21 protein-coding genes are annotated in these 20,742 nt (G+C 39.9%); 19 read left to right on the top strand and 2 right to left on the bottom strand.

What is annotated here, in order from left to right:
• Nucleotides 1-95 precede the first annotated feature (95 nt).
• The 4 genes from AC4PL9_RS03085 (at nt 96) to AC4PL9_RS03070 (ending at nt 3,609) form a co-directional block, all read left to right on the top strand.
• Nucleotides 96-818, top strand: a complete 723-nt coding sequence (locus AC4PL9_RS03085; RefSeq protein WP_491603315.1) for a ComF family protein — start codon at nt 96-98, stop codon at nt 816-818.
• Nucleotides 819-821: 3 nt separating this feature from the next.
• Nucleotides 822-1,880, top strand: coding sequence for an NAD(P)/FAD-dependent oxidoreductase (locus AC4PL9_RS03080; RefSeq protein ID WP_491603314.1), 1,059 nt, complete (start codon nt 822-824; stop codon nt 1,878-1,880).
• A 73-nt stretch (nt 1,881-1,953) separates the two neighbouring features.
• On the top strand, nt 1,954-3,159 hold the full coding sequence (locus AC4PL9_RS03075) for a sensor histidine kinase (RefSeq protein ID WP_491603313.1): 1,206 nt from the start codon (nt 1,954-1,956) through the stop codon (nt 3,157-3,159).
• Between the two features lie 36 nt (nt 3,160-3,195).
• Nucleotides 3,196-3,609 (top strand): BrxA/BrxB family bacilliredoxin, encoded by a 414-nt coding sequence (locus tag AC4PL9_RS03070; protein ID WP_491603312.1) that lies wholly within the window; start codon nt 3,196-3,198, stop codon nt 3,607-3,609.
• Between the two features lie 76 nt (nt 3,610-3,685).
• On the opposite strand, the gene AC4PL9_RS03065 is transcribed toward AC4PL9_RS03070, so the two are convergent.
• A complete protein-coding gene (locus tag AC4PL9_RS03065) occupies nt 3,686-4,363 on the bottom strand; it encodes a hypothetical protein (RefSeq protein ID WP_491603311.1) in 678 nt (225 codons plus the stop codon).
• Nucleotides 4,364-4,593: 230 nt separating this feature from the next.
• On the opposite strand from AC4PL9_RS03065, the gene AC4PL9_RS03060 reads away from it, so the two are divergent.
• The 7 genes from AC4PL9_RS03060 (at nt 4,594) to pyk (ending at nt 12,458) form a co-directional block, all read left to right on the top strand.
• Nucleotides 4,594-7,338, top strand: a complete 2,745-nt coding sequence (locus tag AC4PL9_RS03060) for an outer membrane beta-barrel family protein (protein ID WP_491603310.1) — start codon at nt 4,594-4,596, stop codon at nt 7,336-7,338.
• Complete coding sequence (locus AC4PL9_RS03055; RefSeq protein ID WP_491603309.1) at nt 7,325-8,050, top strand: GLPGLI family protein; 726 nt, start codon at nt 7,325-7,327, stop codon at nt 8,048-8,050. The genes AC4PL9_RS03060 and AC4PL9_RS03055 overlap by 14 nt, the downstream gene beginning before the upstream one ends.
• A 228-nt stretch (nt 8,051-8,278) precedes the next feature.
• Nucleotides 8,279-8,515 (top strand): acyl carrier protein, encoded by a 237-nt coding sequence (locus AC4PL9_RS03050; protein WP_343784537.1) that lies wholly within the window; start codon nt 8,279-8,281, stop codon nt 8,513-8,515.
• Between the two features lie 41 nt (nt 8,516-8,556).
• Complete coding sequence (gene fabF, locus AC4PL9_RS03045) at nt 8,557-9,810, top strand: beta-ketoacyl-ACP synthase II (protein ID WP_491603308.1); 1,254 nt, start codon at nt 8,557-8,559, stop codon at nt 9,808-9,810.
• Nucleotides 9,811-9,815: 5 nt separating this feature from the next.
• On the top strand, nt 9,816-10,535 hold the full coding sequence (gene rnc / locus AC4PL9_RS03040; RefSeq protein ID WP_491603307.1) for a ribonuclease III: 720 nt from the start codon (nt 9,816-9,818) through the stop codon (nt 10,533-10,535).
• Nucleotides 10,536-10,571: 36 nt separating this feature from the next.
• Nucleotides 10,572-10,997 carry an IPExxxVDY family protein gene (locus tag AC4PL9_RS03035; protein ID WP_491603306.1) on the top strand — a complete coding sequence of 142 codons (426 nt, stop codon included), beginning with the start codon at nt 10,572-10,574 and terminating at the stop codon, nt 10,995-10,997.
• 42 nt (nt 10,998-11,039) lie between these two features.
• Entirely contained in the window at nt 11,040-12,458 is a 1,419-nt protein-coding gene (pyk, locus tag AC4PL9_RS03030) for a pyruvate kinase (RefSeq protein WP_491603305.1), read from the top strand.
• 52 nt (nt 12,459-12,510) lie between these two features.
• On the opposite strand, the gene AC4PL9_RS03025 is transcribed toward pyk, so the two are convergent.
• Nucleotides 12,511-13,137: a YceI family protein gene (locus AC4PL9_RS03025; protein ID WP_491603304.1), complete on the bottom strand. Its 627-nt coding sequence runs from the start codon at nt 13,135-13,137 to the stop codon at nt 12,511-12,513.
• Nucleotides 13,138-13,298: 161 nt separating this feature from the next.
• Between AC4PL9_RS03025 and AC4PL9_RS03020 the strand changes: the two genes are divergently transcribed.
• The 8 genes from AC4PL9_RS03020 (at nt 13,299) to AC4PL9_RS02985 (ending at nt 20,701) form a co-directional block, all read left to right on the top strand.
• Nucleotides 13,299-14,207, top strand: coding sequence for a cell division protein FtsX (locus tag AC4PL9_RS03020; protein ID WP_491603303.1), 909 nt, complete (start codon nt 13,299-13,301; stop codon nt 14,205-14,207).
• A gap of 35 nt (nt 14,208-14,242) precedes the next feature.
• Nucleotides 14,243-14,488 carry a DUF3098 domain-containing protein gene (locus AC4PL9_RS03015; protein WP_491603302.1) on the top strand — a complete coding sequence of 82 codons (246 nt, stop codon included), beginning with the start codon at nt 14,243-14,245 and terminating at the stop codon, nt 14,486-14,488.
• 6 nt (nt 14,489-14,494) lie between these two features.
• Complete coding sequence (locus tag AC4PL9_RS03010; protein ID WP_491603301.1) at nt 14,495-15,286, top strand: undecaprenyl-diphosphate phosphatase; 792 nt, start codon at nt 14,495-14,497, stop codon at nt 15,284-15,286.
• A 13-nt stretch (nt 15,287-15,299) separates the two neighbouring features.
• The gene (gene truB, locus AC4PL9_RS03005; RefSeq protein WP_491603300.1) at nt 15,300-16,013 is read left to right on the top strand and encodes a tRNA pseudouridine(55) synthase TruB; all 714 of its coding nucleotides are present in this window, start codon (nt 15,300-15,302) and stop codon (nt 16,011-16,013) included.
• Nucleotides 16,014-16,103: 90 nt separating this feature from the next.
• The gene (gene queA, locus AC4PL9_RS03000; RefSeq protein ID WP_491603334.1) at nt 16,104-17,153 is read left to right on the top strand and encodes a tRNA preQ1(34) S-adenosylmethionine ribosyltransferase-isomerase QueA; all 1,050 of its coding nucleotides are present in this window, start codon (nt 16,104-16,106) and stop codon (nt 17,151-17,153) included.
• 81 nt (nt 17,154-17,234) lie between these two features.
• Nucleotides 17,235-17,909 (top strand): 2-C-methyl-D-erythritol 4-phosphate cytidylyltransferase, encoded by a 675-nt coding sequence (locus AC4PL9_RS02995; protein ID WP_491603299.1) that lies wholly within the window; start codon nt 17,235-17,237, stop codon nt 17,907-17,909.
• A gap of 135 nt (nt 17,910-18,044) precedes the next feature.
• Nucleotides 18,045-19,574 (top strand): bifunctional phosphoribosylaminoimidazolecarboxamide formyltransferase/IMP cyclohydrolase, encoded by a 1,530-nt coding sequence (gene purH / locus AC4PL9_RS02990; protein ID WP_491603298.1) that lies wholly within the window; start codon nt 18,045-18,047, stop codon nt 19,572-19,574.
• A 101-nt stretch (nt 19,575-19,675) separates the two neighbouring features.
• Nucleotides 19,676-20,701, top strand: coding sequence for a rod shape-determining protein (locus AC4PL9_RS02985; protein ID WP_343784560.1), 1,026 nt, complete (start codon nt 19,676-19,678; stop codon nt 20,699-20,701).
• The last annotated feature ends 41 nt before the right edge of the window (nt 20,702-20,742 follow it).

Raw genomic sequence — 20,742 nt, 5'->3', positions numbered from 1 at the left:
TTCTTCCCTGTTTTTTCCATAAATTTACGCTAAAAGGGTTGCTTTTTTCAAAGAAAATGCTTTATCTTTTACACATCCTGATGTGAATTACTTCTATGCTGACCAGTCTACAATATTCGGTACAAAAATATCTTCGCGGGCTACTCCATTTTGTATATCCGGAATACTGTGTTGTATGCGCTGAACTTCTCCCTGAAGGAATGCAGGATATTTGTATCTTTTGTGAAGATAGTTTGATGTATACCTATTACGAAAAGTTTACAGAAGAGTCGCCTCTTGATGAACTTTTTTATGGCAGGGCGCAGTTGGAAAGCACATTTAGCTTACTGAATTTTTCCAGAGGGACTTCAACCCGGAAAATTGTACATCAGATTAAATACAGGAATAATAAGCCTCTGGCTCATTTTATGGGAAGAAAAATGGGGAAAGCATTACGCGAAAAATGGAAAGAAGGTTTTCCCGATGTTTTGATTCCGGTTCCCTTACACCCGAAAAAGCGCTACCTGAGAGGGTATAACCAAAGTGAGTTGCTGGCAAAAGGCGTTGCTCACGAAACAGGCATAAAGGTACTTGTGTCACTACTAAAACGAAGGGTGCATACCCAAACGCAGACGAAGAAGGGGAAATATGCAAGGTGGGATAATGTAGAGGATATTTTTAGTGTAAATCATCCGTCGCGATGGAAAAATAAGCACATTTGTATCATAGACGATGTAATTACCACCGGATCAACGCTGGAATCCTGTATCAGAAAACTGAAAAAGGAAATACCGGGCGTGAAAATTAGTGTAGTAAGTCTTGCAATGGCAAAAAAATAAAGTATGCAGTATCTTATTGTGGGTCAGGGATTGGCCGGAACAATGTTGGCTCACCAGTTTTTAAAGACAGGAAAAGCATTTAAAATTATTGATCCGGGAGTGAATGAAAGCTCAAGGGTGGCAGCCGGAATTATGAATCCGATTGTTTTCCGTAGAGTAACGAAGAGCTGGATGGTGGATCAATGTTTGCCTGAAGCTGTTCGACAATATCGGGAGTTAGAGGAGTTACTGGGTGTTCGTTTTTTATTCGAAAGAGAAATCAGAAGAGCTTTCTCAAGTGAGCAGGAGAAGGATTGGTGGAAACAAAAATCTGCTTTAGAAGAGTTTAACGGATATATAGACTCTCCGGGCTCTGCAACACCACCACCAACCTATCTGAATGCTCCTTTTGGGAATGAAATGGTGCATCGGGTTCATTATGTGGAAACCAAAGTGTTTATTGATACAAATCGTTCATTTTTTAAAGAAAAGGGAGTGTTAATCGAAGATACGTTCGATTACGATTGTGTTACAGATGAAGGGTGTCTGCTAAATGGAATCCGGTTTGATAAGATTATTTTTTGTGAGGGATACCGGTCTCGTAAGAATCCATTTTTCAGCTATCTCCCTGTAAATTCAACAAAAGGACAGATTCTTGATTTGGAGATTCCACTGGTGACGAATCGGTCGGAAGTATTGAATAGAAAGTGCTTTGTTCTTCCTCTCGAAAACGGAACATTTAAAGCGGGGGCTACCTATGAATGGGATTCACCGGATACACTGATTACAGCGGAAGCGCGAAAGGAACTGGAAGAAAAGGTAGAAGGACTTATTGGTGTTCCTTTTTCTGTTACAGGACAGGAAGCAGGAGTCCGACCCACAACGGATGACAGGAGACCATTGTTGGGAGTTCATCCGGAAAGAGACGATCTATACTTCTTCAATGGATTGGGAACGAAAGGATATCTTTTGGCACCCTATTTTGCCGGTGAGATTTTTTTAAGGGTTACGGAAAACAAGCCTCTTCTGAAAGATGCGGATTTGGTGCGATTTGCAAAACGACGAAATCTGAAAAACTCCTGATATGCTAAGAATGCCCCAACTTAGATTTTTTGCTTACATTTAACCGACTACATCAGGATAAACGTACTGCAAAATGTCTGAAAACAAGGTGGAAAGACTTGAAGAAGTCCAGAGATTAAAAACAATAAACCTGTATACATTATTTGCTGGTATTACTATTCTTTTTTCTGGTATTTACGGGTTGTTTCTTAATGACGGAACTTATGGACTGGTCGTTCTTTTTACACTTCCTTTTTTGGCAATGATTCCATTGTTAAACAGGGGAGGACACGGTCTTGTTGCAGTTGCCGTATTGGTTCATGTATGTAATTTTTCAATCGTTGTTTTCAATCTGGGATATGGTCATTCTACTGGTTCGCAGGCATTTATTTTTCCGATAATAGCCGGGATTTCCTTTCTTAATCCTCTGCCCAGGCATAAGATAGAGTTTTGGACGCATATGATTCTGAGTGTATTTATTCATGCCTTTATCTTTGCAACAGATCGTTTTTTTGGTAGTTCGGCAGTTCCTTCCAATAAATATGTAACATTGGAAACCATTAACTATGCGTTGAGTTTACTGGTAACTGTATATATACTGTATCAGCATAATTCCAAAACAGCTGTAGGGAAAGAGCAATTAGCAAATCAACTCAGAACAAATGAAGACACTCTCCGTCAATTGGGGAGTGTATTGAAGGATAAAGAGGTTCTGCTTGCTGAAGTGCACCATAGGGTAAAGAATAATCTTGCTATAATTTCAGGAATGCTGAACCTGAGTAGAAATCTGGGAAAGGAAACGAACGTAGATGCGGTTTTACAGGAGTGTTCCAATCGGGTTATTTCAATGGCAATGGTGCATGAAAAATTATACAAATCCGGCGATCTTAGCCGGATTTCATTTCATGAGTATGTCGATGACTTGGTAAAAGATATTCACAGAACCCTGGTGGTCAAGAAAAATATACAGTTGAGAACCCGGCTCGATGAAATATTTTTGGATATTGACAGAGCAATTCCGGTAGGTCTTATCGTTAATGAAGTTATTACGAACAGTATCAAACATGCTTTTACAGAAGGGGAAGAAGGGATAATAGAGGTGGATGTAAGAAGAAGTAATAATTCTGTTTATCTTATGGTGCGGGACAATGGTAAGGGGATGCCGGCAGAGCAGAATCAGGAAGAGAATGAAAGTCTTGGAATGATGTTGATAGAGTCTCTTACACAGCAGATAGACGGAACGTATGAATTTGCAAACAATGACGGAGTGAGTTTTGTTCTTAGGTTTCCGATAGAATAATTTCTAATTTTGTATAGAATTTAAAAATAGAAAGATATGTATCCTCCAGAATTAGTTGCCCCGATGAAAAGGGATCTTGTAGATAATGGTTTCACAGAGTTATTGACGTCTGAGGAGGTTGATAAAGCACTGACTGACAAAGAGGGGTTAGCCATGGTGGTGGTAAACTCCGTTTGTGGTTGTGCAGCAGGAAGTATGCGTCCGGGAGTTAAGCTGTCATTGGATAACGCTAAGAAGCCGGCAAAACTGTACACTGTGTTTGCAGGTGTAGATCGTGAAGCGGTTGAGCAGGCGAGAAAATACTTTTTGCCTTATCCTCCATCCTCTCCTTCTATAGCGTTGTTTAAAGACGGAAAGCTGGTTCATTTCATTGAGCGTCATCACATAGAGGGGCGCACGGCAGAAATGATCGGTGAACACCTTGCGGCAGCATACGATCAGTTTGCATAAAGGTAGTACCGAAAAAAGTAAAAAGAAAAGGAGCGTAAATACTACGCTCCTTTTGCTATTTTTTAGAGTCCGGGTTTTATCTTCCCTGTCCCATTTGTTGTAATTCTTCTGCTGACTTTTCAACATAACCTTCAGGAATTGTCATATCAAACACATCCTTTCCTTTGATCTTTTTGTTGTATTCTATCAAAGAGAAAGCCATAATCATAGGTCCTTGTTGCATACTGAATTCAACAGGGAAACCAGGAATACCTTTCTGGTTTGCCATGTTCAAACCTCTTTTGTCGCTGATTTCGATATCTTCTGTATACCACATTTCTAATTCCTGGCCTTCTTCTGTAGTAAGGATCGCTTTTTTACAATTTAACCCTGCAATCTCTTTGTTTTCATCGATCAATTCGATGTCCAGATCAAGTTCCTCTTCCGCTTCTTCTTCTCCTTCTGCTGCACTAAGCTCATCAAGAGTTGAACGCGTAGCTATTTTCCCCATCATACCTGACATAAGGGTCAAAGTCTCTTCCTTCTTAAGGTTCGTAATCATAGTAGTATTCATCATACTACCCATTTTCGTGTCTACTCTCGAAAAATCTTCCGTATAGAAAATTTCCATTGTTGCATCAGTAAAAAAGCTCTTCATCATTTCTACCTGAGGATCATCACCTTGAATGTCGATTGTATATTTCAGGTGTCCCTCTTGTGCATTTGCTGTGAAAACAAACAGAGCCGCAAATGCCAAACCAATTAATCTTTTCATAGTTATTTTAATTTTGACCACTAAAATACAAGAATCCGGCCAAACTTTATACAAAAGAAAGGGGGAAGAAACGGAAAAGATGATAGGAGGAATAATTTATTGTTGAATGGTGTGAAAATCCAATACATAATAAAAATCAGATAATCACGATTCTGAACCGCTCATACTTTTTTTTTAACAGACCTGTAACTTTCTTCTAACTTCGTATTCTACATAAAAAACAGATTTTCATGTTGTTTACGAAACGCTTTCTTTTATTTATTGCGTTATTGATCTCGTTTGTATCAGTTGGGCAGGATAAAATGAAAATTTCCGGTGTTATCAATGACACCTTGAATAATAAACCTCTATATAATGCTTCTGCGGTAATTATCAGGATCAGGGATTCTGTTTTATTAGATTTTACCCGGACCGATCTTCAGGGAAGGTTTGAATTTAATAATATGGATATTGATACGGTCGAGTTACTGATTACTCACCCTAAATTCCTGGATCAGTCTTTTTATATGTTCGGGAGTGAGGACAACCACGAATTTCATATTCCTAATATAATCCCGTTGGAGAAAACGAAAGAAATCAGGGAGGTTGTAATCTTTGCGAGCAAAGATCCTATTTACTACAGAGGTGATACGCTCGTATATGTAGCAGATTCATTTAATGTGAAGCCTAATGCAGTGGTAGAAGATTTATTGAAAAAACTACCGGGAGTAGAGGTAGATAAGGATGGAAAGATAAAGTCACAGGGAAAAAATGTCGAAAAAGTGCTTGTGGATGGCGATGAATTTTTTGGTTCAGACCCTCTTATTGCTACACGTAATCTTGGTGCCCGAGCCGTGGAGTCGGTGGAGGTATACGAGAAAGAAAGTGAGAATGCCGAGAGCGGAAGTACAGAGACAGTACAAATAATGAACCTGAAACTGAAAGACGAAGCAAAGAAAGGATATTTCGGGCGTATCGCAGCAGGTTCGGATTTCCAGAAATACTATGAGGGAGAAGTACTGGCAAGTGTATTTAATAAAGATCTGAAAGTTTCTGTTTTCGGTCAGGCAACGAACACTCCTAATTCAGGTTTCAGTTGGTCGGATATTAACCAGTATGGTCTGGATAATGAACGCCAGAACATCATAGATGAAGATGGAAACTGGACATTTATAGGAAGTACGCCCAGAGATGGTCTTCCTCAATCTCTGAAAGGAGGGTTTTATTTTTCAGATAAGATCGGAGAAAAAACAAAGTTGTCAGCTAATTATACCTACAATGACAACCAGGTTATCGCCAACACAAACAAAACAACTCAGTATTTCCTTGTGGATACAACGTATTCAACAGATGATACCGGGGCGGATAGAAATCGTTTACAACAGCATATTGCCAATATTGGATTTGAGCAAAAGTTTGACTCGTTGACTACTCTGGAAATTAAGCCCCGTTTTCAATTAAACAAGACAACACAACGCAGTGAAAGTACAACCGAGTTCTTTGATGCTGACAGAAATTCGTTCAGCGAGACAAATGTTCTGAACGAAACAGGTTCCGAAGAAATGTCTTTTTCCAATATTGCTAAACTGACAAGGTTGTTCAGGAAGCGATTCAGAAAACTGGAGGTGACGTATCAGTTTGACTACAAAAAAAACACATTGGAAGGAGTGCTGGAATCAAGTAGTGGTTTAACATTTATGGACTCAACTATTCAGTCGTTTAACCAAAAGAAAACAGGAAATCTTGAGGGTGCCGGTCATTTGGCTCGGGTTTCGTACCATGAACCTCTTTCTAAGTTTTGGCGACTGGAATTTGAATATCAGTTCAACCAGTTTAAAACCGATCAATCGCGTTCTTCGTTTAATCTGGTCGGAGAGGAGTATAATGAGTTGGATTCTTTGTTTTCGAATAGTTTTGAAAATGAACAGATGATTAATTTCGGAGGTGCATTTGTACGTTTTGAAAACCCGAAGCATTTGGTCCGTTTAGGTGCAAGAGTGCGGAATACGCAAATGGATAATTTCAATTTGTTTACGGGAGACAGCTTTAAACAAAATGTCAACAACCTATTACCCGGATTCCGGTATGCCTATAAAATAAAGCAAAACAGCCGACTGAATTTTAATTATAATACAGATGCCCAATTGCCGTCAATAAGCCAGCTGCAGCCGTTACAGGATAATACAAATCCAAACCGAATAGTAGTAGGTAATCCGGATTTGAAGCCGACTTATACACATACGATGAGGTTAAATTATCACCTGTTCAAGCCAATTACCGGGTTCTATACCTGGGCGGGGGCGTACTTTAGTTATATCAATAATGCTTTCTCCAGCTCTTTATTATATGATCAGTATGGTAGAACAGTGAGTCAGTCGATAAATGTCGACAATAATTACTTTGGTAATGTGTATGCAGGAACAGGTGTTCCTTTGTATAAGCAATTACTTAAGATGAATATAAATGCAAATGCGGGAATAAGTTCAATAAACAACAAAATTAACGGGTTGGATAACCGAACGATAAACAATTCAGTGGGAGGAGGCCTTGATCTTGTATTTGATAAAGATTCTTTGTTTTTTGAAATTGGAGGATCTATCAATTACAACGCCCCGAATAGCACATTAAATGCAGGAGCAAACCAACCGTATTTCACCCACAATTATAACTTCAACTTTGCCTGGGATATTTTCTGGAATATTACACTTGCAACTGAAGCTAGGTATGTGATTCAGAGCCAGCGGGCTGATGGGTTTAATCTGAACTATTTCATTTGGGATGTATCCGTGAAAAAGAATTTCCTGAAAGACGAAAACCTTGTGCTTGAACTACGGGCGAACGATTTACTGAATCAGAATATTACGGCATCAAGGAATATTCAAACGAACATCATTGTGGACAACCGTACTCAAATTATCAGCCGGTATTTCATGGTAAAACTTACATATAACTTTAAGAACAAAATAAAAGCTGTAGATAGTGATGAAGAATTTTAATAGATTAGGCTTTGTTCTTTTGTCGTGTTTTCTCCTTTCCGTAGGGTATTCGGAAGGGCAGATACGCGCTGGTAAAATTACTTTTGAGCGAAAGACAAACCTCCATAAAAAGTTCCCGGATCAGGAAATGAGAAGGTGGATTGGTGACGAGAAGTATAAGTACGATATGTTTTATTTATACTTTAATGATACGATGAGTGTCTTTCTTCCGGAAGAGATTAATATGACTGACCGAAGTAACTGGACAACGGTCAGGAATAAAGTGATTTCTTATCTTCAACGGGATCAGCGATACAGTCTTCTGAATGTATGGGGGGAGGAAGTTGTGGTAGCAGACACATTAAAACACAGAACGTATAAAGTAATTCCCAAGAAAAGAGAAATAGCGGGATACAATTGCCAAATGGTGCGTTTTGATCAGAATGATTCCATACGGATTTATCTTTGGTATACGGACGCAATTCTTCCGTCCGTTGGTCCCGAATCTTATCTTGGATTACCGGGGGCTATACTAGGCTTGGCAACAGAAGATGGCGGGGTGGTTTATTTTGCGACGAAGGTAGAAGAACTTGAGCCGGATTTTCAACAGGTTTTACCAAAATTCAAGACCAACAAGAGCCTTACGGAAATCGAAATGATAGAGGAGCTGTCCAAACGGTTTGCCGGTAGTCCCTGGGGGGATAAGGCAATTAAAGAACTGTTTATGTGGTAAATAACAGGTTGTCTGGAAAAGCGCAACCGACAGGTAATGAGACGAATTGTAATGCGCGCATCAGAAATTAATCATTCAAATACCGCAAAATTCAGGCGATTTGTAATTAACAAGAGAAGGGAAGCTAGAAATATTAACACTTTCCCCAAGCAATATTCGCATGAAAATTTTGTTTTTTGGTTGAGATATTATTTCTTTGCGCCTGAATTAATCCTTAAATAGAAAGAAATGTCTGATATCAAATCAAGAGTAGTATCTATTATCGTAGACAAGTTAGGTGTTGAAGAGTCTGAAGTAAACAATGAGGCGAGCTTCACAAATGACCTAGGTGCAGATTCTTTGGATACTGTAGAATTGATCATGGAATTCGAAAAAGAATTCAATATCGCTATTCCAGATGATCAAGCAGAGAAAATACAAACTGTTGGTGATGCGATTTCTTACATTGAAGAAAACGCGAAGTAATCAGCTTTTTAACTGATCAGGACTGATTTTAAATTTTGACTATGGAGTTAAAGCGAGTTGTTGTAACTGGTTTAGGTGCACTTACCCCGATTGGGAATAATCTTGAAGCATACTGGAATGGCTTAATACAAGGAGTCAGTGGTGCTGCACCCATACAACAGTTTGACGCTTCCAAGTTTAAAACTCAGTTTGCCTGTGAGGTGAAAGACTTCAATGTAGAGGACTACATTGATAGAAAAGAAGCAAGAAAATTAGATCAATTTGCACAATATGCCATGGTTTCCGTAGAGGAAGCCATGGCTGATGCAAATTTTAATCTTGAAAAAATCAATGTGGACCGAGCCGGAGTAATCTGGGGGTCTGGTATTGGTGGATTAAAGACGTTTCAGGACGAGTGCCAAAACTATTTCAGTGGTGATGGAACTCCTCGTTTTAATCCGTTCTTTATTCCGAAAATGATTGCTGATATTGCAGCAGGTCACATTTCCATTAAATATGGATTCAGAGGACCGAATTACTGTACAGTGTCAGCTTGTGCATCCTCTACGAATGCGTTGATTGATGCCTATAATCTGATTCGTCTTGGTAAGGCGGAAATTATGATCACAGGTGGATCTGAGGCAGGAGTAAACGATGTTGGTATTGGTGGGTTTAATGCCCTGAAAGCACTTTCGACGCGTAATGATGACCCAAAAACAGCTTCACGTCCTTTTGATAAGGATCGTGACGGATTTGTTTTGGGAGAGGGAGCCGGTGCAATTATTCTTGAAGAATATGAGCACGCAGTAGCCCGCGGAGCAAAAATTTATGCAGAAGTTGCCGGAGGAGGGATGTCCGCAGATGCGTACCACATGACAGCGCCACACCCGGAAGGGTTAGGTGCCATCAACGTGATGAAATCCACGTTGGAAGATGCCGGAATGAATCCGGATGAAATCGACTACATTAATGTTCACGGAACATCTACGCCTTTGGGAGATGTCGCTGAAACAAAAGCGATCAAAGCGGTTTTCGGAGAGCATGCATATCAACTTAACATCTCTTCTACTAAATCAATGACAGGACACTTGTTAGGTGCTGCGGGGGCTATAGAGGCAATTGCCTGTGTCATGTCCGTGAAGCACGATATTGTTCCGCCGACTATCAACCACTTTACGGATGATCCGGACATTGATAATGCTTTGAATTTCACATTTAACACCGCTCAAAAGCGAACCGTGAACGCGGCACTTTCGAATACATTCGGTTTCGGTGGACACAATACATCAGTTATTGTAAAGAAATTTAAGGCTTAGCAAACTTGTTTTGGAAAAAACTATTTGAGAAAAATCAAAAATCGGATAAGGATTTACAGCTAATTAAGTTTATCCTCATTCGTTTCGGATACCGTCCTAAAAATCTGGAACTTTTTAAGGAGGCGTTAACGCATAAATCCTATAGCAATCTTTCCAACGATCCAAGTAATGAACGTCTTGAGTATTTAGGTGATGCAATCCTTGATGCAGTAATAGCTAATTTCTTATTCCATAAATTCCCGAACGAAGATGAGGGATATCTTACAAAAGTAAAATCCAAACTGGTTAGTCGTAAAACTCTTGCAGAATTGGGAGAGGCAATGGAAATTGCAACTGTGTTGAAGTATAACAAAGGACGCTCAATTAATTTGTCTACATTGCAGGGAAATGCGCTGGAAGCATTAATCGGAGCTGTTTATCTGGACGCCGGATTTGAGAAAGCCAAGAGTATTATTGAGCAGTATATTTTTCGCAACTACATTGATTTGTCAAAAACGCTGGAAGAAGAGATTGATTTCAAAAGCAAGTTGTTCATCTGGGCGCAAAAAAACAAGTTGGAGCTTGAATTTGAAATTATTTCAGAATCTAACGAGGGATCACATTGGGTGTATACTTCTCAAGTAATTATCAATCGGCTGGCCTACGGAAGAGGGACGGGAACCTCCAAAAAAGCTGCTGAGCAGGAAGCAGCAAAAGAGACCCTTGTTTTGATGGGCGAAATCTAGTGTTTTATTCAAAGAATTTGGGTAATTTCGTTCGTAATGGCGAAGTATACGTTACAGATTGAAAGTGATTTTGAATATGAGCTCATTGGAGTATGTTCACATCATCAGGATTACCGGGTGATATGGGAGTTAAATCATCACCTGAACTGGGCATTTCGAAAATCAGAAGAGTACTATGCAAACTATACAAAAAAAGGTGTGTTTGTATCGGAGCATAGTACCTATACTTTCTGTGATGAAGAGAATGGCATAGATTATCTTTTTATTAAGAATAAGGCGCAGGGCAAATTTCTGTTGTCGGAATTATCGCAAATTGATTTCTTTATCTTCGTAAAAGATAATTTTGTGTTTGAAATGGAGGATTTATTAGCCCGGATACGTAAAGTTCCTGCTGTTGTAACAGCTTTTTCTTACGATCCAGAAGCGATAAAGTCCTGTGAACAATTAATGATATTTGAATAATGTGATTTCCGGTGTAGTACCGGAAAGACAAATAAAGAAAGTATGAAAAAAACGAAAATAGTGGCAACCATCGGTCCTGCATCTTCTTCCAGAGAAGTTCTGAAAGAAATGATAATAAAAGGAGTGAATGTGTGCCGGATTAACTTCTCTCACGGTTCATATGATGATCATGCGGGAGTGATAGAAACGATTCGCGGGTTAAACGCTGAAATGGGACTGAATGTAGCTGTGCTTGCAGATTTACAAGGGCCTAAAATCCGCGTAAGAGAAGTTGAAAATAACGCTGTGGAACTGGTTCAGGGTGAAGAGTTGATATTCACAACGGAAAAGTGTCTTGGTACAAAAGAAAAAGTTAGTATCTCGTATGAAAATCTACCAACTGATGTAAAACCGGGTGAGACAATTCTGATGGATGATGGGAAGCTGGTTGTTGAAGTTGTGAAATCAGATGGGAAGAAAAATGTAACTACAAAAGTTGTACACGGTGGTATTCTTTCCTCGAACAAAGGTGTGAACCTTCCGAATACGCGAATATCACTTCCTTCACTTACGGAGAAGGACCGTTTGGATCTGGATTTTGCATTAAGCCATAACGTGGATTGGATCGGGCTTTCTTTTGTTCGTTCTGCGCGAGATATAATTGAGCTGAAACACCTTATTTCAGTGGGAAGAAGTAATGCCAGAGTGATTGCGAAAATTGAAAAACCGGAAGCCCTTGAGGATATTGACGAAATTGTACGTACCAGTGATGGACTTATGGTAGCACGGGGTGATCTCGGCGTGGAAATTCCAATGCAAAAGGTGCCATTGATTCAGAAAATGCTGATCCGAAAGTGTCTGCAGCATGCTAAACCAATTATTGTAGCCACACAGATGATGGAAAGTATGATTACCAATATTTCACCTACCCGTGCGGAGGTGAATGATGTGGCAAATGCTGTTCTGGACGGTGCGGATGCAGTAATGCTTTCCGGAGAAACGTCTGTTGGTAAATTTCCGGTAAAGGTAATTGAAGCCATGTCACAGATTGTTACTGAGATGGAATCCTTTGAAGGAATTTATAATAAGGAAGAATTACCGGAAAAAAATCAGAACCGGTTTATTTCGGATTCGGTTTGTTTTAACGCCTGTCGTTTGGCGCAACGTGTAGAGGCGAAAGGTGTAATAACCATGACCTTTTCCGGCTATACGGCGTATAAAATTTCTTCACAGCGTCCCAAGGCGACTATTTTTGTATTCACAGGAAACCGCCAGATTCTGACGCAGCTTAACCTGGTTTGGGGAGTACGCGGATTCTATTATGATAAGATGGTAAGTACCGATCATACAATAGCAGACATTAAATATATCCTTAAAAAAGAAGGCTTGCTTGAAGAAGGAGACCTTGTTATCAATATCGCTTCTATGCCGATAGAAGAACAGGGGAATTCAAATATGTTGAAATTAAGTTATGTAGAGTAAATAAAAAAAGGCGGTTGAAAAACCGCCTTTTTTGTTCTACATCTATCCGTGATTATTTGTTCATAGAAAGATTCAATTTGAAATCTACTTTTGGAGAAACACGCTGATCCGGGTTTTCAGGATCAATTGCTAAACCAGGAAGGTTTAACGATGCAATGTCAAGTGTAAATTCTCCCGTTGCAGTAATTCCACTTTCTGTGATAGACACAGTAGCAGGAACATCAACATCCATTTCCATTCCAATTACAGAAAGTGTACCTGTCATTCCGTCTTTGTCAAGAGACTTTACAGTGAATGTGGACTTTCCGAATTCAGAAGTATTAAAGTAATCAGCAGAGTTCATGTGACCAATAAACTTCTGTCCCATTTCCTCACTCATCGGATTAGGCTCGTTCAATGTAGTCATGTCCATAGTAAATGAACCTTCTACAAATTTATCTCCCTCCATTACGATGGTTCCGGAAGCAACTTTTACAGTCCCGGTGTGAGAATGATCTACATCTTCTCCAATCAGGTAATGACCTGTCCATTCTAGCGATGTTGCATCTGAGTCTACTGTATACGTAGTTTTCTCAACAGCTTTCTCTTCTGTAGCTGATTCTTCATTTGCTACTTCTCCTGAGCAGGAAGTGGATGCCAAAGCGGCCAAGACGAACATGCTTAAAAATACTTTTTTCATAGCGATTTATTTTATTTCTGAATTAAGATACGCAAATATAGAGAAATTCCCTTAGTACTTACCATGGTATTTAATTTATTTTTCATTTTCAACGATGGTGTGTTATCAAAAAACGGATAAGAAATAAATAAGAGTCCTGCGAATTTCCTACTTTCGTACTAATGTCACAGGTAGGAAAAAAATACAGTAGACGCGGATTGCAAACGAGTTATGTTTCCACAGTAGTAGGAATCTCTCTTGTTCTGACGATGTTGGGTGTTGTACTGGCAATTGTACTGGGTCTGGCCGGTTTGAAAGAAAGTGTAAAGGAACAGATTCAGGTAGATTTGTTTTTTTCAGCTGAAAAAACACAGGATGACATAAAATTAATTGCCAGAGAAATGGAGAACTACCCCGAAGTGAAATCGGTAAAGTATGTTTCTTCCGAAAGAGCCTGGGAAGAGTTTGAAGAAATCACTCTACAAACAGGAGATTCATTAGCTGGAGCAGGGTTTGATCTTTCTGTTATTGACGGAGAAATTCCAATTCCTCCTAGTATTAGTTTTCATCCGAAAGCAGATTATGCAAATGAGGATTCCATGGAGGCTTTGCGTGTAAAATTGACCGAAGCCTTCCCGGCGATTACCGATTTTAATCTTAACAGAGAATCGCTGCAGGATGTAAATATTGGTTTTGACAGGATCGCTTATATAATATTAGTAATTGCCGGCTTACTACTTTTGATTGCTTTTGCCATGATAAATAATACCATACGTCTGGCATTATACTCGAAAAGATTTATCATAAAGACCATGCAGCTTGTTGGTGCTACCGCTGGGTTTATAAGACGTCCGTTTATCGTACAATCATTCTTTCAGGGAATTTTCGCCGCAATTATAGGTATGGGTCTGCTGATGGCAATTATTCAGCTGACTAATGAATTTCTGCTTAATATTTCAGATTTATTGGATATAGTAGTTCTACTGAAAGTATTCGGAGCGATTGTGGTGATGGGAATTCTGATCAGTGTTTTTTCAACGATTATTGCTCTTAACAAATATTTGCGAATGAAACTCGACGATTTGTACTAAATTAGTGCTTTCATTCAGGGTAAAAGAACAGAGATATGAGTAATAAACCAACAATAGAGTTTGCATTTACGAAACAAAACTACATCTGGCTGATTATTGGTCTGGCTGTTAATATTATAGGTTTTGTTTTGATGATTGGAGGAGCTTCGGAAGATTTCTCACAGTTTAATGAAGATGAACTGTTCAGTCCGCTTCGTATAACTCTTGCGCCGATATTAGTGGTTGCCGGGTATATCATTATACTGTATGCTATTATGAAATCCAGCCATAAGAAACAGTAACAATACATGTCACTTATAGAAGCTATAATTCTTGGTATAATCCAGGGATTAACCGAATTTCTTCCGGTAAGTAGTTCCGGACATCTTGAAATAGGAAAAGCCTTGTTTGGCTCTGAAGCGATGCCTTCAGAAAGTATGCAATTTACGGTTGTGGTGCACGGTGCAACGGCCCTGAGTACTATTGTCGTTTTCCGTAAAGATATACTCGAAATTATCCGGGGCTTATTTCAGTTCCGGCTGAATGAAGAATTTTTCTTTTCTGTAAAAATCCTTTTGTCGATGATTCCTGCTGCAGTAGTAGGGGTATTATTCAATGATGAGATTGAGCAGTTGTTTAACGGACAGATTCTTTTGGTGGGCGCGATGTTGGGAGTTACCGGGCTGTTGTTGTTTTTGGCAGACAGAGCAAGCGTGACGGACAAGCAGGTGTCGTTTGGTTCGTCCATCATAATTGGAATTGCTCAAGCAATAGCTATTTTGCCGGGGATATCGCGCTCCGGGGCGACAATTGCCACTTCTGTTTTGTTGGGGGTAGATAAGTCACGTGCTGCACGATTTTCTTTTTTAATGGTTGTTCCTTTAATCTTAGGCAAAATGGCTAAGGATGTCCTTGACGGAGCCTTTAGTGAAGGGGTTGGGGCTATGCTGCCACTGACAGCTGGTTTTATTGCCGCATTTATCGTTGGGGTAATAGCTTGTACCTGGATGATTTCATTGGTAAAGAAAAGCCAATTAAAGTATTTCAGTTACTATTGTTTTGCTGCCGGACTGATTAGCATTGTTCTTACATTAATATAGTTACCGCATAATTTTGAATTCATTGGAACGCACGTTTGATTTCCAGACAGGAGAGTTTTTGTTAGTTGATAAAGAGTTGCACTGGACCTCTTTTGATGTTGTAAATAAACTACGTTGGCATATCCGAAAAAAACTGGGAGTCAAGAAAATAAAAGTTGGTCATGCAGGGACATTGGATCCGCTCGCTTCCGGTTTGTTACTGATCTGTACAGGGAAGAACACGAAGCGAATTGAGGAACTAATGGCGGATAAAAAGGAGTATACAGGAACCATTCTTTTGGGGAAATCAACTCCTTCATTTGATCTGGAAACCCAGTATGATAACGAAGCACCTGTTGAACACATTACTAAAGAGCTTTTAGAAGAAGCGCGAAAAAGTTTTTTAGGTGAACAGTTACAAAAGCCACCGATTTTCTCTGCAAAAAAAATAGATGGAAAACGTGCGTACGATCTGGCAAGGGCTGGTAAAGAGGTTGAAGTAAAGAAGAGTCACATCGAAATTACCGAGTTTGAAATTGATAGTACGCGTTTCCCGGAAATTGATTTTCGGGTAGTATGCTCAAAAGGCACCTATATACGAAGCCTTGCGTCGGATTTTGGGAAAGCTGTTGATTCGTTGGGTACACTGATTGCATTGAGAAGGACAAAATCAGGAAATTTTGATGTAGAACAGGCGAAAACCGTTGAAGAATGGGTCACGCTGATTGATTCTGCGCCAAATACTTGAAATAGGTCATCTTTTTTTGTACCTTTGCAGACTTTTTACCCATTGCGGTTGTAGTAGTTTGAACAACATAAAAATTTTGGCGGCATGAAAATGAAATTGTCCGAATTCAAGTTTGATTTGCCAGAAGAGCTTATCGCTGAGTTTCCTTCTGATAATAGAGATGAATCACGCTTGATGGTCGTGCACCGCGACACAGGAAAGATAGAGCATCGTCTGTTTAAAGATATCATAGAATATTTTGATGATGGCGATGTGATGATAATGAATAACACGCGTGTTTTCCCTGCCAGAATGTACGGAAACAAGGAAAAAACGGGAGCGAAGATTGAGGTATTTCTGCTTCGTGAATTGAACCGCGAAAGTCTTTTGTGGGATGTGTTGGTAGATCCGGCAAGAAAGATCCGTATTGGAAACAAGCTGTATTTTGGAGAAGATGAATCATTGGTTGCTGAGGTAATTGATAATACAACATCCCGTGGTCGTACACTTCGCTTTTTATTTGACGGTCCTTACGAAGAATTTAAAAAGAAAATTACGGAGTTAGGAGAAACACCTCTTCCGAAATATATCAAGCGAGAGGTTGTTCCCGAAGATGAGGATCGCTATCAGACGATTTATGCAAAAGTTGAAGGGGCGGTTGCTGCTCCGACGGCCGGATTACATTTTTCACGTGAACTGCTGAAACGTTTGGAAATTAAAGGGATTGACTTTGCGGAAGTTACCCTTCATATAGGTTTGGGAACATTTCGTACGGTTGAAGTGGAAGATCTTACCAAACACAAGATGGATTCCGAGCAGGTTGTTATATCGCAACAGTGTGCTGATAAAGTAAATAGAGCAAAATTATCGAAGAGAAAAGTATGTGCCGTAGGTACTACTTCTATGCGTGCTATTGAGACATCAGTCTCCACAGAAGGATTATTGAAGCCTTTTGATGGTTGGACAAATAAATTTATTTTCCCCCCTTATGATTTTAGCATTGCAGATTGCTTGATTACTAACTTCCATACACCACTTTCTACATTGCTTATGATGATTTCTGCTTTTTGTGGACATGAGTTGATGATGGAAGCGTATCAGGAAGCAATTAAAGAAAAATATCGTTTCTATTCATACGGAGACGCAATGTTGATTCTGTAAAAGATTAGCGTATAAGATCAGGAGGCGGTTCGCAATTAGCGAGCCGCTTTTTTCGTATATTCACATTGAAAATCAATTACTATGCATAATTCAGTTATCATCACTGCTGCAGGTATCGGAAAACGAATGGGAGGGACTGTTCCCAAGCAGTTTTTGCCGGTTGCAGGAAAGCCGGTCTTGATGCACACGATGGAAGCATTCTATGCATTTGATTCCGGACTGGAATTTATATTGACACTTCCGCAGGAGTGGCAGGAGTACTGGCAAAAATTATGCGGAGAATATAATTTTACATTGCTTCATAGAGTTATCACAGGAGGAGAAGAGAGATTTCATTCGGTGAAGAATGCAGTTAATCATGCAACGGGAGAGTTGATAGCTATACATGACGGCGTGCGACCGATGGTAAGTGATGAAACCATTAAACGAGTGTTTGAAAGTGCACAAATTCATCATGCGGCAGTTCCTGTAGTTCCGGTTAGTCAGTCTATCCGGAAGGTTACTGAACAAGGTAGTATGAGTTTGGACAGAAGCGAATATTATATCGTTCAGACTCCTCAAGTATTTACGCGTAAAATCCTTATCGAATCATACAATCAACCGTATGACCCGACTTTTACAGATGATGCTTCAGTCGTTGAAAACAGAGGGTATTCTATTCATACGGTAGAGGGAAATGATGAGAATAGTAAGATTACTACCCAGAAAGATCTGAAACTGGCAGAGCATTATTTTTCATCTCAGGAAGAGGTCTGAAAACCTACTGGATTTCTATAGTAGAGATTTGTTTTTTCGGAGCGACGAAATTCGCTGATTTTCTTTTTCGTCAATGCTTTTAATTACCGTTAGAATGTGCTAATTTTGCGTTCTTTAAAAGCAGGCAGTATCATTATGGCAGACTCAAAGAAAATCAAAAGTGCTTTAATTTCAGTTTTTGACAAAGCTGGATTGGAACCAATCATCCGGGAATTAGCTAAAAATCAGGTTACAATATACTCAACAGGAGGAACTCAGGCGTTTATAGAAGACCTGGGGGTGAATGTAGTTCCTGTTGAAGATCTTACTTCGTATCCTTCTATTCTGGGGGGGAGAGTAAAAACATTGCACCCAAAGGTGTTTGGAGGAATTTTGAATCGCCGTGATTTGGCTGAGGATCAGCAACAAATTGCTGAGTACGAAATCCCGGAAATTGACCTGGTGATCGTTGACTTGTATCCTTTTGAGAAAACAGTTGCTTCCGGAGCAGATCATGCGGCAATTATTGAAAAAATTGACATAGGAGGAATTTCTCTTATTCGAGCTGCTGCCAAGAACTACAAGGATGTGGTAATTATCCCTTCTGTTGATCAGTATAGTGAGTTTGTTGAAATCCTTGAAAAGCAGGACGGAGAAACAACATTGGAACAACGAAAATCTTTTGCAAGAGACGCATTTAACGTTTCCTCTCATTACGACACACATATTTTCCGATATTTTAATCAGGGAGAAAAGGAGCTGTTTAAACAAAGTATTCAGGATTCTCAGGTGTTGCGCTATGGAGAGAATCCACACCAAAAGGGAATTTTCCATGGGGATATGGATGCCATCTTTGACAAACTTCACGGTAAAGAATTGTCATACAATAACCTGTTAGATGTTGATGCGGCGGTAAACCTGATGGAAGAGTTTCAAAATGACGGACCAACATTTGCCATTTTGAAACACAACAATGCTTGTGGATTAGCAACTCGCTCTTCGATAAGAGAAGCGTATAAGGATGCGCTTGCAGGAGATCCTGTTTCTGCTTTTGGTGGAATCCTGATTGCGAACACTAAAATTGATGCGGAAACAGCAGGAGATATCAACGAGTTATTTTGCGAGGTTGTTATTGCTCCGGACTTTGAAGAAGCCGCTCTGGAGGTTTTAAAAAGTAAAAAGAACAGAATCATCTTGCGTCAGAAACCGGTTGAGTTACCGGCTCGTCAATTCAGAACCATTCTGAATGGAGTGTTGGAGCAGGATAAAGATTTTATTTCAGATAAGAAAGAAGATTTCGAATCGAAAACAACAAGTGTACCAACTGCTTCCCAGATGGAAGATTTGGAATTTGCCAACAAACTAGTGAAGCACACCAAGTCAAACACTATCGTTTTAGCAAAAAACAAGCAGTTGCTTGCCAGTGGGACAGGACAGACATCGCGTGTTGATGCGTTGGTACAGGCCATTCACAAAGCGAAGTCATTTAAATTTGATTTACAGGATGCTGTAATGGCTTCAGATGCTTTCTTCCCCTTCCCGGATTGTGTGGAAATTGCAGGGAACGAAGGAATCAATGCTGTTGTTCAGCCAGGTGGGTCTATCAAGGATGAATTGTCGATTAATTATTGCAACGAAAACGGGATTGCTATGGTCTTTACCGGAAATCGTCATTTCAAGCACTAAAAAAGCCAGTTCATCGAAAATATTAAGAAAAAGGGCGTGTTTGTGAAATTAATTGATTAAAATTGATAATGTTGAACTACAAGCTATTATTATAACCGCAAATGGGATTATTTGATTTTTTAGTACAGGAAATTGCAGTTGACTTGGGTACAGCGAACACGTTGATTATCATGAATGATAAAGTGGTCGTTGACGAGCCTTCAATTGTTGCCAAAGACATTCAGACCGGTAAAATTGTTGCGATAGGAAAGAAGGCACAACAGATGCATGGTAAGACGCATAAATTAATTGAAACGATACGCCCCCTGAAGGATGGAGTAATAGCAGATTTCCAGAGTGCTGAACAGATGATACGCGGTATGATAAAGATGATAAAGCCGGGTGCCCGTATGTTCAATCCTACATTGCGGATGGTAATCTGTATCCCATCAGGGATCACAGAGGTGGAAAAACGTGCTGTACGGGACTCATCAGAACATGCAGGAGCAAAAGAAGTATACCTTATCCATGAACCGATGGCAGCAGCTATCGGGATCGGTATTGATGTTGAAGAGCCCATGGGTAACATGATTATTGACATCGGAGGGGGAACTTCAGAGATCGCGGTGATTGCACTTGGTGGAATTGTGTGTGACAAATCGATTCGGGTTGCGGGTGATGACTTTACCAGCGATATCGAAGATTATATGAGAAGACAGCATAATATTCTGGTTGGAGAGCGAACTGCCGAGCAAATTAAAATCGAGGTTGGAGCGGCTCTTCCCGAGTTGGATAACCCTCCCGGAGATTATGCAGTTAGAGGACGTGATTTAATGACGGGTATTCCCAAGGAAATTGTTGTGTCGTACACAGAGATTGCTCATGCGCTCGACAAATCAATTTCAAAAATTGAAGAAGCAATTTTAAGTGCTTTGGAGATGACGCCACCGGAGTTGTCAGCGGATATATACAAAACAGGGATTTATCTTGCCGGAGGGGGGTCTATGCTACGTGGACTGGATAAGCGTATTTCAATGAAGACGAAACTCCCGGTGCACATTGCGGAAGATCCGTTAAGAGCTGTGGCGAGAGGAACCAGCATTGCTCTGAAGAACATCGATAAATTCCAGTTCCTTATCAGAGATTAACACTATGTAATTACCGCCAGAAGGCGGTTTTTTTTCGTATT

It is taken from the genome of Wandonia sp. (assembly GCF_984588085.1).
The sequence above is the reverse complement of the archived record's forward strand: the minus strand, read 5'-3'. Positions and strand labels throughout refer to the sequence as shown.